This is a genomic window from Parapusillimonas sp. JC17 (genome assembly GCF_052180245.1).
In the GTDB taxonomy this organism is placed as follows: Bacteria; Pseudomonadota; Gammaproteobacteria; order Burkholderiales; family Burkholderiaceae_B; genus Parapusillimonas.
This window is the reverse complement of record NZ_CP197474.1, coordinates 2,193,926-2,207,733: the sequence shown is the minus strand read 5'-3', so window position 1 is coordinate 2,207,733 and position 13,808 is coordinate 2,193,926. Positions and strand designations below refer to the sequence as shown.

Genomic DNA, 13,808 nt, shown 5'->3' with positions numbered 1-13,808 from the left:
TCAGCTTTCCTCCGTGGCAAGTCCATCGACCGCCCGTCCCTCAGGCTTCCGGGCCTGTCGGCGGGAACCGGACCGGCTTACCACGACAAAGAACAGCGGGATAAAGAAGATCCCGATGAAGGTGGCTGCGATGGTACCGCCCAGCACTCCTGTTCCGATCGCATTCTGGCTGCCCGATCCTGCACCGGTGGAGAGCGCCAGCGGCAGCACGCCAAGGCCGAAGGCGATCGACGTCATCAGGATGGGCCGCAAGCGCATGCGAGACGCTTCAACCGCCGCCTCGACGACTGTCCTGCCCTGGTTGGTCAGATCCTTGGCGAACTCGACGATCATGATGGCGTTCTTCGATGCAAGGCCGATGGTCACCAACAGTCCCACTTGGAAATACACGTCGTTGGATAATCCCCTGCCGCCGGCCGCCAGCAAGGCGCCGAGCACGCCCAAGGGCACTACCAGCATCACGGACAGCGGAATGGACCAGCTCTCGTAAAGCGCCGCCAGGCACAGGAAGACCACCAGCAGCGACAACGCGAACAGCGCAGGCGCCTGGGAACCCGACATTCGTTCCTGATAGGACAGGCCGGTCCATTCGATGCCGAAACCCTCGGGTAAGCTGGCGGCGATTTCCTCGATGGCCGCCATGGCGTCGCCTGAACTGACACCGGGCGCGGGTTCGCCTTGGATCTGCATCGCGGGCAGACCGTTATAGCGCTCCAGGCGCGGCGAGCCGGAAGTCCACCGCATGGTCGCGAAGGCCGAGAACGGAACCATGTCGCCTTCTTTGTTGCGGACATGCCATTTGGACAAGTCCTCGGGCGCCTTGCGCGCATCGGCTTCCGACTGCATGTAGACCTTCTTCACACGCCCCTTGTCGATGAAATCGTTGACGTAGGCGCCGCCCCACGCATAGGACAACGTATTGTTGATGTCGGTCATGGACAGTCCCAGCGCGCCCGCCTTGGCTTCGTCCACATCGATCTCCAGCTGCGGTGTGTTCTCCTGCCCGTTGGGCCGGACCGCGACCAGCAAGGGATTCTGCGCCGCCATGCCAAGCAATTGATTACGGACTTCCGTCAGGCTTTCGTGCCCATGCCCGCTCAAGTCCTGCAGGTAGAAGTCGAAGCCCTTGGCGTTTCCCAGTTCAAGGACGGCCGGCGGCGCGAACGCGAACGCCATCGCGTCCTTGATCTGAGACAGCACGCCCATGCCCCTGCCCGCAATCGCGGCCACGCCATTTTCGTCGCCCTTGCGCTCATCCCAATCGGTCAGGCGGACAAAGCCGAGCCCTCCGTTCTGGCCTGCTCCGGCGAAGCTGAAACCCGCGACGGTAAAGACCGATTCCACATTATTTTTTTCGACCTCCCGAAAATGGCGGTCTATGGTGTCAAGCACGGCAACCGTGCGCTCCTGGGTGGCGCCTGCGGGCAGGATGGCCTGCGAGAACAGTACGCCCTGGTCCTCATCCGGCAGGAAGGAGGTCGGCATGCGCACGAACAGGAGGCCCGTCACTACGACCAAGCCGCCGTAGATCAGCAGATAGCGCTTTCCGCGGCCCAGCATCTTGCCGACGCCCGACTGGTACTTGGCGGTGCCGCGGTCGAATACCCGGTTGAACCAGCCGAAGAAGCCTTTCTTGTCCTCGTGGTGTCCCTTGGAAACGGGCTTGAGCATGGTGGCGCACAGTGCGGGCGTGAGGATGAGCGCCACCAGCACCGACAGCCCCATCGCCGAAACGATCGTGATGGAGAACTGCCGATAGATCACGCCGGTGGATCCGCCGAAAAACGCCATGGGAACCAGCACCGCCGATATCACCAGGCCGATGCCCACCAGCGCGCCGGTGATCTGATCCATGGATTTACGGGTGGCTTCGAGCGGCCCCAGCCCCTCTTCGGCCATCAACCTTTCAACGTTCTCGACGACCACGATGGCATCGTCCACCAGCAGGCCGATGGCCAGCACCACGCCGAAAAGCGTCAGCGTATTGATCGAATATCCGAACGCCGCCAGGATTCCGAATGTACCCAGCAGTACAACCGGCACCGCGATCGTGGGGATCAGGGTGGCGCGGATATTCTGCAGGAACAGATACATCACCAGGAAAACGAGGATGATCGCTTCGATGAGGGTGGAAATCACGCCCTGGATGGAGATCTCCACAAAAGGCGTCGTGTCGAAGGCGACGACCGCCTTCATCCCCGGTGGAAAGGATTGCTCCAGCTGCGCGACGCCTGCTTTGATGGCCTCTGCCGTATCCAGCGCGTTGGCGCCGGTGGCGAGCTTGAAGCCCATGCCGGCGGACGGTTGGCCATTGTAGCGGGCCAACACGTTGTAGCTTTCGCTGCCCAGCTCTATGCGTGCGACATCGCGCAGGTGCACGGCGGCGCCGTCGGGTGTGGAGCGCAGCAAGATGTTGCCGAAGTGCTCGGGCGTCTGAAGCAGGGACTGGGCGGTGACCGTCGCATTGAGCTGCTGGCCCGGCAAAGCCGGCAAAGCCCCTACCTGCCCCGCCGACACCTGCGCGTTCTGCTCGCGTATGGCGGCCGCAACGTCTTGCGGCATCAGGCTGTAGCTGCTGAGCTTGTCCGGATCCAGCCAGACGCGCATGGCGTACTGGCTGCCGAAGATTTCGATCTCGCCCACGCCTTCCACCCTGCTCAAGGGGTCGCGCAAGTTCGACATGGCGTAATCGCCCAGATCCGTGCCGCTCATGCTGCCGTCTTCGGACACCAGGCCGACGACCATCACGAAGTTCATGGTGGACTTGGTTACCTGGACTCCCTGGCGTTGCACTTCCTGTGGCAGCATCGGGGTGGCGATTGCCAGCTTGTTCTGCACCTGCACCTGCGCAATATCGGGGTCGGTGCCCGCCGCAAAAGTGATGGTAATGGACGTGCTGCCGTTGGAATCGCTGGTGGACGACATGTAGCTCATGCCGTCTATGCCCTTCATTTGCTGCTCTATCACCTGCGTGACCGTGTCCTGCACGGTCTGCGCGGATGCGCCCGGGTATGCCGCGCGGATGGTGACCTGCGGCGGCGCGATGTCGGGGTACTGCGCGACCGGCAGATTCAAGATGGAAATTCCGCCCGCCAGCATGATCACCAGGGCGATCACCCAGGCAAAGATCGGGCGGTCGATGAAAAATCGAGACATGTCGTGTTGTTCCTGAGGTCGGGGGGCTTATTGCGCTGCGGCGGATGTTGCGGCAAGCGAGGGCGCCGGCGCGCCGGCTTCCACGGCACGCGCTTCGGCGCCGGGGCGCACCTTCTGCACGCCTTCCACGATCAGGCGTTCGCCCGGACTGATGCCACGCTCGACCAGCCACTGATCGCCTATCGCGCGCGATGTTTCCAGCACGCGCAGCTCGACCTTGTTGTCCGGATTCAAGACCAGTGCGGTCGGCGTTCCCTTCCCGTCCCGCATCACGGCGCGCTGGGGCAGCAGCATCGCATCGTCGCGCAGCCCTTCCTCGATCTGCGCGCGTACATACATGCCGGGCAGCAGCTTGTTGTCCGGATTCGGAAATACGGCGCGCAGGGTGACCATGCCGGTGCCGGGCTCCACGCGGACCTCGGAGAACTGCAGCTCTCCCGGGTGCTCATAGACCGAGCCGTCTTCCAGTTTCAGCTTGACGCTGGCGGCCGCTGTGTCTGATCTTTTGAGCGCGCCCGAAGCCAGCGCCTCGCGTAGCCGCAAGAGCTCCACGCTCGATTGGGTGACATCCACATAGATGGGATCGAGCTGTTGAATGACGGCCAGGGGGTCGGGCTGATTGGCCGACAGCAGCGCGCCCGGCGTGACGCTGGACTGGCCGATGCGTCCTGAAATAGGCGCTTCCACACGGGTGTAGGCCAAGTTGATGGCCTCCATGTCCAGGGCTGCCTTGGCAGCCGCCACATCGGCCTGGGCCCGGAGCAGTTCCGCTTGTGCGGAGTCGTTCTCCTGCTTGCTGACCGCATTGATCTTCACCAGCTCCTTGTATCGGCTGGCAGTCAAGCGGGTCACTTTCAGGTTCGCTTCCGCCTTGGCCAGCGCCGCCTTGGCGCTGTTGTGCCGCGCCTTGAAAATGGCGTCGTCGATCTGATAGAGGATATCGCCGGCCCTCACCTCGCCGCCCTCCTTGAACAGCCTCTCTTTCAGGATGCCGCCAACCTGTGGCCGCAGCTCGGACACCATGTAGGGATTGGTGCGACCGGCCAGCTCGGTCGTCATCGACAGGGTTTGCGTCTGAGTCGTGACGACCCCGACCTCGGGCAAGGGCGGCGGACCGCTTTGTGCGACGGGCTCGCTGCAGCCGGCAAGCGCGGCGACAAACGCCAGGCCAGACAGAGACCCAAGGCGACGAAATATCTTTTGTTGCTTCATTGATGGAATCCGGGAAGATTATAACCGTATGGTACGGTCATTTTAAGCTTGACAAAAAGCCAGCGTCAAGCAAAACTGTACGGATAAGTTCAGTTAATGAGGAATAACCATGAGGACGAAAAGCGAAGAGCGGCGCGACGCGATATTGGCTGTCGCCCTCGATACATTTCGCGAACTGGGCTTCGAGGCCGCTTCCATGTCGCTGATCTCAGCGCGGGTCGGGGGCTCCAAAGCCACGCTTTACAACTATTTCGCCTCAAAGGAAGAGCTGCTCCTCGAGGCCATGCTCTTCTCAGGCAGAAAACATGCCGAGGATATCCTGGCTTTGTTGCAGGCGGATGGCGACCTGGCCTTGCAGCTGCGCGACTTCGTTCGATCGCTGCTGGACTTGATCAACGCGCCGAAAACCACCGAGATCCTGCGCGTGGCCATTTCGGTGGGGGGCAGCACGAATATCGGCAAGCGCTTCTATGAACTGGGATCGCACCGGGTTTGGGAAACCATCGGCAACACCCTGGAGCAGCAGGTGCAGGCAGGTGCCTTGCGCGCCGATGCGGATCCGGCGGTAATGGCCATGCACTTACGCTGCTTATGCGAGGTGGACCTGATTCCGAACTTGCTGGGGGCATCCGGCGAACAGACGGCCGACAGCATCGAGCGCAAGGCCGACTGCATCGTGGGCATTTTTTTGAAGACTTACGGCAAGGCGGGGTCAGACCCCCGGCTCGGGGCGGGGTCTGACACTAATTTAAGCGAGGTGGGGTCAGACCCCACCCGAACTAGGGGTCAGACCCCGTACGGGGTCTGACCCCCGGCGGCCGTCCTACTTGGCCAGTCGCTGCCAAGTGTCGACCACCGTGTCCGGGTTCAGCGACATCGAGAGAATGCCTTCATCCCTCAGCCATTGAGCCAGATCGGCGTGGTCGCTGGGGCCTTGGCCGCAAATGCCCACGTACTTGCCCGCAGCCAGGCATGCCTTGATGGCACGGCCAAGCATGAATTTGACGGCCTCGTCGCGCTCGTCGAAATCGGCGGCCAGCAGCTCCATGCCCGAATCGCGGTCCAGGCCCAGCGTGAGCTGGGTCATGTCGTTCGACCCGATGGAGAATCCGTCGAAATACTGCAGGAATTGCTCGGCCAGAATCGCATTGGACGGCACTTCGCACATCATGACCAGGCGCAATCCGTTGCGGCCGCGCTCGAGCCCATGGCTGGCCAATAGATCCACCACTTTGGCGGCCTGCGGCAGGGTCCGCACGAAAGGCACCATGATCTCGACGTTGGTGAGCCCCATTTCATCGCGCACTTTCTTCAGCGCCTCGCATTCCATGCGGAAGCACTCGGCGAAGTCCTCGGACACATAGCGCGATGCGCCGCGGAAGCCCAGCATGGGGTTCTCTTCCTCGGGCTCGTAGCGGGAACCGCCCACCAGCTTGCGGTACTCGTTGGACTTGAAGTCGGACAAGCGCACGATGACCGGCTTGGGATAGAACGCAGCGGCAATGGTGCCGATGCCCTCGGCGAGCTTCTCTACGAAGAAAGCGCGCGGGCTGGCATAGCCCCTGGCCGCCGACTCCACCGCCTGCTTGAGCTCGCCGTCCACGTTGGGGTAGTCGAGGACCGCCTTGGGGTGGACGTTGATGTTGTTGTTGATGATGAATTCCAGCCGGGCCAGGCCGACGCCGTCGTTGGGAATCTGCGAGAAGTCGAAAGCCAGTTGCGGGTTGCCGACGTTCATCATGACCTTCAGGCCGATGTCGGGCATCTCGCCCCATTGGACTTCTTCGATCTCGGTTTCGATCAGGCCATCGTAGATGCGCCCTTCGTCGCCCTCGGCGCAGGAAACCGTGACCTCGCTGCCATTGGTCAGCACATCGGTGGCGGTGGCGCAGCCCACGACGGCAGGGATGCCCAGCTCGCGCGCGATGATCGCCGCGTGGCAGGTGCGGCCGCCGCGATTGGTGACGATGGCCGACGCCAGCTTCATGACAGGTTCCCAGTTGGGGTCGGTCATGTCGGTGACCAGAATGTCGCCGGCCTTGACCTGGTCCATTTCCGAGATGTCGCCCACGATGCGGACTTTGCCCGAGCCGATTTTCTGGCCGATCGCCCTGCCCGTGATCAGGACTTCGCCGGTGGCCTTCAGGCGATAGCGTTCCTGCACGTCCGCATGCTGTTGCTGGGACTTGACGGTTTCAGGACGAGCCTGAAGGATGTAGATCTTGCCGTCGATGCCGTCGCGGCCCCATTCGATGTCCATGGGACGCTTGTAGTGGTTCTCGATGATGACGGCGTAGCGGGCCAGCTCGATGACCTCTTCATCGGTGAGCGAATAGCGGTTGCGCTCGGACACGGGCACGTCGACGGTGCGCACGGCATGGCCCGAAGTGCGCTCGGGGTCGAATTCCATCTTGATCAGCTTGGAGCCGATGCGCCGGCTGATGATGGGATAGTGCCCGGCCGCCAGCGTGGGCTTGAAGACATAGAACTCGTCGGGATTGACCGCGCCCTGCACCACGGTTTCGCCCAGGCCATAGGACGAGGTGATGAAGACCACGTCGTTGAAGCCGGATTCGGTGTCGAGCGTGAACATCACGCCGGCGCTGCCGCGGTCGGACCGCACCATGCGCTGGATGCCGGCGGACAAGGCGACGTCGGCATGGGCATAGCCTTTGTGAACGCGATAGGAAATGGCGCGGTCGTTATACAGCGACGCGAAGACGTGGCGGATTTTCTCCAGGACTTCTTCGATGCCGACCACGTTCAAATAGGTTTCCTGCTGGCCCGCAAACGACGCATCGGGCAGGTCTTCCGCGGTGGCGGACGAGCGTACGGCAAACGAACCCTTGCCGTCGGCATCGAGTTCGGCGAACGCCTTGCGTATGGCTTGTTCGAGCGCGGCGGGGAAAGGCGTGTCGATGATCCATTGGCGAATCTCGGCACCCGCGCTGGCCAGCTCGCGCACGTCTTCGGAGTCGAGCGTCGTGAGGCGATCGGCGATGCGCTGGTCGAGGGACGTGGATTTCAGGAACTCGCGAAATGCGTCAGCGGTGGTCGCGAACCCGCCGGGAACCCGGACACCGGCCCCCGCCAACTGACTGATCATTTCACCTAACGATGCGTTTTTACCTCCTACCGAGTCGACATCCGTCATGCGGAGCTGCTCGAAAGACACTACATAAGACATAAAGTCACCTTTGACTAATATAAAGAAAGCTTGTTTGCTTAATGCGCGCCATGTTGCGGCATGGGGTCGGACCCATCTGTTGCCGGGGTCGGACCCCGTACGGGGTCCGACCCCATGTCCGCATACTGTTGCCTGTGGGGTCTGACCCCTTGTGGCAGCGTACTAAGCAAACCAGCCTTGCCTGCTGGTACGGTGACTGTTAATCTTTGGCGATTGTACCTTTTCTGGCCTACTCTGCATTTAGTTTATTCCATGTCAGCACCTTTGATCGAACGCACCGTTTTTGTCGTTTCCGATAGCACGGGCATTACGGCTGAAACCTTCAGCAACTCAGTACTGTCCCAATTCGAGCAGGTCAAATTCGAAGCCATACGCATGCCCTTTCTGGACACCCTTGAAAAAGCCGCGGCCGCCGCAGTGCGCATCAATCGCTGCGCCGACGAGCAAGGCGCGCCGCCTCTGGTGTTCAGCACCCTGGTGAACCAGGACATCGCGCAGGAAATCCGCAGCGCCAATTGCACGTTTCTCGATCTGTTCGGCACCTTCGTGCAGCATATCGAAACCGCGCTGGGCATGAAATCCAACCATTCGGTGGGCCGTTCGCACATGGGCGGGCTCACCAAGCAATATCACGACCGCATCGAAGCCATCAACTTCAGCCTGGCCCACGACGACGGCCAGTTTGTCCATGGCCTCGAGGAAGCCGACGTCATCCTGGTTGGGGTGTCGCGCTGCGGGAAGACGCCCACCAGTCTTTATCTGGCCATGCAGTACGCGGTGAAGGCCGCCAACTTCCCTTTGATCCCCGAAGATTTCGATCGCGGTTCGCTGCCGGCCACGCTCATGCCCTTCCGTAAAAAGCTGTTCGGCCTGTCCATCCTGCCATCCCGCCTGGCGGAGGTCCGCAACGAACGGCGGCCCAACAGCCAGTATTCGTCCATCAAGCAATGCCGGCATGAAGTGGCGGAAGCAGAACGCCTGATGCGCATGGAAAACATCCCCTGGCTGTCGACCACCACCAAGTCCATCGAAGAGATCTCGTCCAAAGTGCTGGACGAGGTCGGACTCAATCGGCGGATGTATTGACGGGGTGCAGGGGCCAGACCCCATGACGAGATGCAGGGGTCAGACCCCGTACGGGGTCTGACCCCACGGCTATAGGGTTGGATAGGGACAGACCCCGTACGGGGTCTGTCCCTTCAGGCAGTGGGGTCAGACCCCATGCGGGGTCTGACCCCCTGCCCGCCTGCGCTGCTCGAACAGGCAGACGCCGGCCGCCACGCCGACGTTCAGCGATTCCACGTTTTCCGCCTGCGGAATGAACACTTTGAGGTCCGCGCGTGCGAGCAGTCCGGCGTCTACGCCCTGCCCCTCGTTTCCGAATACCCAGGCGCAGTTCCGGGGCAGTTCCGCATCATAAAGCGCGGTCGCGTCGCTCAGGGATGTCGCCACCAGCGGAACACGAAGCTTTCCGCAGGCCGCCGGCAAGTCGACGTGTTCGTGTATCGACAATGCAAAATGCGCGCCCTGTGCGCTGCGCAGCACCTTGGCCGACCATGCGGCGGCGCATCCGCGCGACAGGTAAGCATGACGCAGTCCGGCCGCCGCCGCCGTGCGCAATAGCGTGCCGACGTTGCCGGGGTCCTGGATGCGGTCCAGCCAGAGGCAATTATGGTCGATCACGGACGGCAGTTCGGGCGCCGGCGCGGATACCAGGAAATAGACGCCCTGCCCGTGTCCGACTTGCGACAAGCCTGCGGAAAGCCGGGAGTCCAGGCCTATGCGGGAATCGGGATGCAGCGCCTGCGCAAGCGCCTGCAGCTCTTCGTGGGCCTCCAGCCGCTGTATATCGAACAAGGCGAGCTCGGGCTCGCCCACGCGCTCCAGCCATGACTGGCACAGATGCACGCCTTCCAGCAGGACACGGTAGCCCTCGCGCCCGCGCTCGACTGCAGGATCCCGCTTGCCGTCCGCCACCCGCAGCAGGCGTTTATACAGAGGATTGTCGCGGGAACTGATGAGTTTCATCGGCGAATACGTTGACCGGTCCTGCTCGCCTCTTCGGGCGAGCCCAGCAGCAGCCGTACCGGAGCGAAGCTGCGCCGGTGCGCGAGACAAGGGCCGTGCGCCTGCAGCCGCTCCAGATGGAGCGCCGTGCCATAGCCTTTGTTCTGATCGAAACCGTATTCCGGATGGGTTTCGTGCAAGAGCAGGCAGTCCGCATCGCGCGCCGTCTTGGCCAGGATGGACGCAGCCGAGATCGCAGCGTGCGAGGCGTCGCCGCCTATGATGGCCTCGGCGGGGCATGAAAGCCCCTGGGGCAGCCTGTTGCCGTCGATCAGCGCTTTTCCGGGATGAATGGCCAGCCCCCCGCAGGCACGCCGCATGGCGAGCATGGTCGCCTGCAATATGTTCAGGCGGTCGATTTCTTCGACACTGGCACTGGCCACGCACCATGCCAACGCGTACTCGCGTATCTCAAGGCTCAGTTCGGTTCGCCGCGCTGCAGTGAGCTTTTTGGAATCGTCCAGCCCATGGATCGGACGGCCCGGATCCAGGATGACGGCGGCGGCGAATACCGGGCCGGCGAGCGGCCCGCGCCCCGCCTCATCGATGCCCGCGATGCGGTCGATGGGCACTTGAAGCGGAGCAAAAAGATCAACCTGTTCCATGCTGAAGCTGCTCGACGATGGCGCGCGCCGCCAAAGCGGGCGTGTCGCGGTTCAGGGATTCGTGGATCTGCGTGAATCGTTCGGCAACCCGGCTGCCGTAGGGCGCATCCATCAAGGCTTTCCAGCTCGCTTCGGCCAATGCCTGCGGCGCGGCGTCGTCCTGGAGAAGCTCGGGCACCACGAAATCCCGGGCGAGGACATTCGGCAGCCCGACCCAGGGCACATACGGCCTGGCCTGCCCGGACTTCCATTCCATCATACGCCGCATCATGGGCGACAGCACGTAGGAAATCACCATGGGCCGCTTGAACAAGGCGGCCTCCAGGGTGGCGGTGCCGCTGGCCACCAGGACCGCATCCGCCGCTTCCATCACGTTCCAGGCGGCGGGACGGGCAGCCCGGGCTGATGACCGGCCTTCCGAATGAGCGTCGGGCGCCCGGTAGCCGCCATCGATGATCCGGCAGTTGGGCACCGGATACTGGCGAAGCAGGGATTCGAACTCCAGCCTGCGTTCGCTGTTGACCATGGGGACGAGTACCTGCAGAGCCGGGTCTCGGCGTGTCAGCAACTGCACGGCCTGCAGGAACCGCGGCGCCAGCAGCTTGATCTCGGAAGACCGGCTGCCCGGCATCACGGCCAGGACTTTGGCCTGGTCGTCCACACCCAGGTATCGGCGCGCCGCGGCCTGGTCCGGCTGCATGGGAATGACCTGGGCCAGTGGATGGCCGACATAGGTAACCGGAACCCCTTCCTTCCGGTAGATTTCCTCTTCGAACGGAAACAGCACCAGCATATGGGACACGGCGGCGCGAATCTTGTGGATGCGCTCGTAGCGCCAGGCCCAGATCGATGGCCCGACAAAATGCACCGTGGGCACGCCGGCCTGCTTCAATTGAAGTTCCAGCCTCAGGTTGAAGTCGGGCGCATCGATGCCGACGAAGACGTCGGGCTTGCGCCCGAGCCAGCGCTTCTTGACGTCGAAATACGTGTTCAGCAAGCTGGGCAGGCGCTTGAAGGCGTCGACATAGCCGAAGACCGTAAGCGTCCGCATATCGTGCCAGGCATCCAGGCCTTGGGCCCGCATGGCGGGCCCGCCTATGCCTTCGAACCTGCTTTGATCCACGTGCCCCTGGATTCCGTGGATGATGCGGGCGGCCAGCAGGTCGCCCGAAGGTTCTCCGGCGACCATGCCCAGACGCAAGGTCATGAGCGCACGATGCCTCGTGTCGAGGCGGCAAGAAAGTCGATCAGGGGCTGCAAGGCGTCGGCCGCATCGGGCTTTTCGCGCTGCAGCTCGCGCATTTTCTCGCAGGCCTCCTCGACCTTCAGGTTGCGGCGGTACAGAAGCTTGTAGGCCTCTTTGAGCGCCGCAATGGCCTCGGGCGTGAAACCGCGGCGGCTCAACCCTTCGGAATTGATGCCCACCGGACGAAAGGGATCGCCCGCGCCGATCAGATAAGGCGGGGTGTCCTGGCGGATGGAGCTGGTGCCGCCAATCATGGTGTGCGCGCCGATGCGCACGAACTGATGGACGGCCGACAAACCGCCCAGGATGGCCCAATCGCCTATGTGGATATGGCCCGCGAGCTGGACGCCGTTGGCGATCACGGTATGGCTGCCGATCTGGCAGTCATGCGCGATATGCACATAGGCCATGATCCAGTTGTCGTTGCCCAGACGGGTCACGCCCACGTCTTGTGCGGTCCCCGTGTTGATGGTGACGTACTCGCGTATGGTATTGCCGTCGCCGATCTCGAGCCGGGTGGGCTCGTTGCGGTACTTCTTGTCCTGCGGAATGCCGCCGATGGAGCAGAAACGATAGAAATTGTTGTTTGCGCCTATCGTGGTGTGGCCGTCGATGACACAGTGCGGGCCCACGGTGGTGCCCGCCCCGATCACGACGTGATCACCGATGATGCTGTATGGCCCGATGCTTACATCGCCGGCGATCCTGGCCCCGGGGGCAACGATCGCCGTAGGATGAATATGACTCGCCATTCCTACTCTTCCAGCACGCGTATCGCGCACATGATCTTGGCCTCGGCCGCCAATTGCCCGTCGACGGTGGCTTGCGCCGTGTACTTGCAGATGGATCGGCTGATGCGATCGGCCGTGACCTCCAGCCGCAATTGGTCGCCAGGCACCACCGGCCTGCGAAAGCGCGCGCCGTCCACCCCGACCAGGTAATAGGCTATCTTGTGATCCGAAGGAGTGACGTCGTTTTCGCCCTCGAAGGAAAACAGCGCCGCCGCCTGCGCCAGGGCCTCGATGATGAGCACGCCCGGCATGACCGGATGATGCGGAAAATGGCCTGTGAAGAAAGGCTCGTTCATGGTCACGTTCTTGATGGCGACGATGCTCTTGCCGGGAACCATTTCAATGACACGATCCACGAGCAGCATCGGGTAGCGATGCGGCAGCCGTTCCATGATCTGTTTAATATCGAGTTCCATTTTTTTTGTATCCTGCGTGCTTCTTCAGTTAAGACTTTGTCGTTTCCAATGCCTTCAGGCGCCGGCGCAGCTGTGCCAGCTGCGAAAGCACCGCGGCGTTGCGCTGCCACTGCACGTGCTCGGCAAACGGATAGACCCCGGTGTAGCGCCCCGGCTTGGCGATGCTGGACGTGATGGCGGTTCCGCCCGAAACGTGCACGTCGTCTGCTAAAACCAGATGGCCCGAAAGCATGGCCGCCCCGGCGATGGTGCAGCGCGCGCCGATGACGGTGGACCCCGCCACTCCCACGCATGCCGCCATGGCGGTGTGGTCCCCGACATGGACGTTATGGCCGATCATGATCTGATTGTCGAGCTTGACGCCGTTGCCCAGCACGGTATCTTCCAGCGCCCCGCGATCGACCGTGGTGTTGGCGCCGATTTCGACGTCGTCGCCAATCGTGACGCCGCCGATTTGCGCGATCTTGGCCCACGCGCCGGTGTCCTTGCGAGGGTCGGGCGCGAAACCGAAACCGTCTGCACCCAATACGCACCCCGAATGCAGGATGGCCCGGTCACCGATCTTGACATCATGATACAAGGTGACGCGCGCGTGCAGCAGGCAGTCATCGCCGATTCGGGACTTCGCGCCGACGATGCAACCCGGCCCCAGCCGGCTGCCCTTGCCGATGCGCACGCCGTCCTCGACCACGCAAAGAGGGCCGATGCTGACGCCGGCGCCGATGACGGCCGTGGGTGCGATGACCGCCGATGGATGTATGCCGCGTTGGAGGCCGTTGAGCCGATGCCGGTCGAACCATTGCGCCAGCAAGGCATACATGAGGTAGGGCTGGCTGCACAGCACGACCCGGTAAGCGCGGTCGCCATCGGGCAGCGCCTGGAATGCGGCTTCCGTCATGATGACCGCAGCCGCGCGGCAGCCGAGCAGTTGCTCGTGCAGCTTGGGATTGGACAGGAAACTGATTTCCGACGGCCCCGCAGACGACAACGAACCCAAACCCCTTATGCGGGGTTCGGGTTGGTCGCTGGAATCGGCCGGTTTACAGTCCAGGCCTGCAACATTCGCCTGTTTGAGGAGTTCATGCAAGGCAGGCGCCTGTTCAGGCGCTAACAGTACCGGCATGTTGA

Annotated in this window: 11 protein-coding genes; 2 read left to right on the top strand and 9 right to left on the bottom strand. The window is 62.6% G+C overall.

The genetic code is table 11. The annotated features are described in order from the left end of the window. Positions 1-3,156, bottom strand: a complete 3,156-nt coding sequence (locus tag ACSBPU_RS10635; protein ID WP_442597955.1) for an efflux RND transporter permease subunit — start codon at positions 3,154-3,156, stop codon at positions 1-3. Positions 3,157-3,183: 27 nt separating this feature from the next. Then, a complete protein-coding gene (locus tag ACSBPU_RS10630) occupies positions 3,184-4,368 on the bottom strand; it encodes an efflux RND transporter periplasmic adaptor subunit (RefSeq protein ID WP_442597953.1) in 1,185 nt (394 codons plus the stop codon). Between the two features lie 109 nt (positions 4,369-4,477). Between ACSBPU_RS10630 and ACSBPU_RS10625 the strand changes: the two genes are divergently transcribed. Further along, positions 4,478-5,176, top strand: a complete 699-nt coding sequence (locus tag ACSBPU_RS10625; RefSeq protein WP_442597951.1) for a TetR/AcrR family transcriptional regulator — start codon at positions 4,478-4,480, stop codon at positions 5,174-5,176. A gap of 15 nt (positions 5,177-5,191) precedes the next feature. On the opposite strand, the gene ppsA is transcribed toward ACSBPU_RS10625, so the two are convergent. Next, on the bottom strand, positions 5,192-7,555 hold the full coding sequence (gene ppsA / locus ACSBPU_RS10620) for a phosphoenolpyruvate synthase (protein WP_442597949.1): 2,364 nt from the start codon (positions 7,553-7,555) through the stop codon (positions 5,192-5,194). A gap of 252 nt (positions 7,556-7,807) precedes the next feature. Between ppsA and ppsR the strand changes: the two genes are divergently transcribed. Next, entirely contained in the window at positions 7,808-8,641 is an 834-nt protein-coding gene (gene ppsR, locus ACSBPU_RS10615) for a posphoenolpyruvate synthetase regulatory kinase/phosphorylase PpsR (RefSeq protein WP_180069387.1), read from the top strand. Positions 8,642-8,767: 126 nt separating this feature from the next. On the opposite strand, the gene ACSBPU_RS10610 is transcribed toward ppsR, so the two are convergent. Genes ACSBPU_RS10610 through lpxD form a run of 6 tightly spaced genes read right to left on the bottom strand, consistent with a single transcriptional unit; the run spans position 8,768 to position 13,803 of the window. Next, positions 8,768-9,583, bottom strand: a complete 816-nt coding sequence (locus tag ACSBPU_RS10610; RefSeq protein ID WP_442597946.1) for a TrmH family RNA methyltransferase — start codon at positions 9,581-9,583, stop codon at positions 8,768-8,770. Then, positions 9,580-10,227: a ribonuclease HII gene (gene rnhB, locus ACSBPU_RS10605; protein WP_442597944.1), complete on the bottom strand. Its 648-nt coding sequence runs from the start codon at positions 10,225-10,227 to the stop codon at positions 9,580-9,582. Before rnhB ends, ACSBPU_RS10610 begins: the two co-directional genes overlap by 4 nt. Continuing rightward, positions 10,214-11,434, bottom strand: coding sequence for a lipid-A-disaccharide synthase (gene lpxB, locus ACSBPU_RS10600; RefSeq protein ID WP_442597942.1), 1,221 nt, complete (start codon positions 11,432-11,434; stop codon positions 10,214-10,216). The genes rnhB and lpxB overlap by 14 nt, the downstream gene beginning before the upstream one ends. Then, positions 11,431-12,225 carry an acyl-ACP--UDP-N-acetylglucosamine O-acyltransferase gene (gene lpxA, locus ACSBPU_RS10595; RefSeq protein WP_442597940.1) on the bottom strand — a complete coding sequence of 265 codons (795 nt, stop codon included), beginning with the start codon at positions 12,223-12,225 and terminating at the stop codon, positions 11,431-11,433. The genes lpxB and lpxA overlap by 4 nt, the downstream gene beginning before the upstream one ends. Before the next feature lie 2 nt (positions 12,226-12,227). After that, the gene (gene fabZ, locus ACSBPU_RS10590; RefSeq protein WP_180069402.1) at positions 12,228-12,680 is read right to left on the bottom strand and encodes a 3-hydroxyacyl-ACP dehydratase FabZ; all 453 of its coding nucleotides are present in this window, start codon (positions 12,678-12,680) and stop codon (positions 12,228-12,230) included. 28 nt (positions 12,681-12,708) lie between these two features. Continuing rightward, the gene (gene lpxD, locus ACSBPU_RS10585) at positions 12,709-13,803 is read right to left on the bottom strand and encodes a UDP-3-O-(3-hydroxymyristoyl)glucosamine N-acyltransferase (protein ID WP_442597938.1); all 1,095 of its coding nucleotides are present in this window, start codon (positions 13,801-13,803) and stop codon (positions 12,709-12,711) included. Positions 13,804-13,808 lie beyond the last annotated feature (5 nt).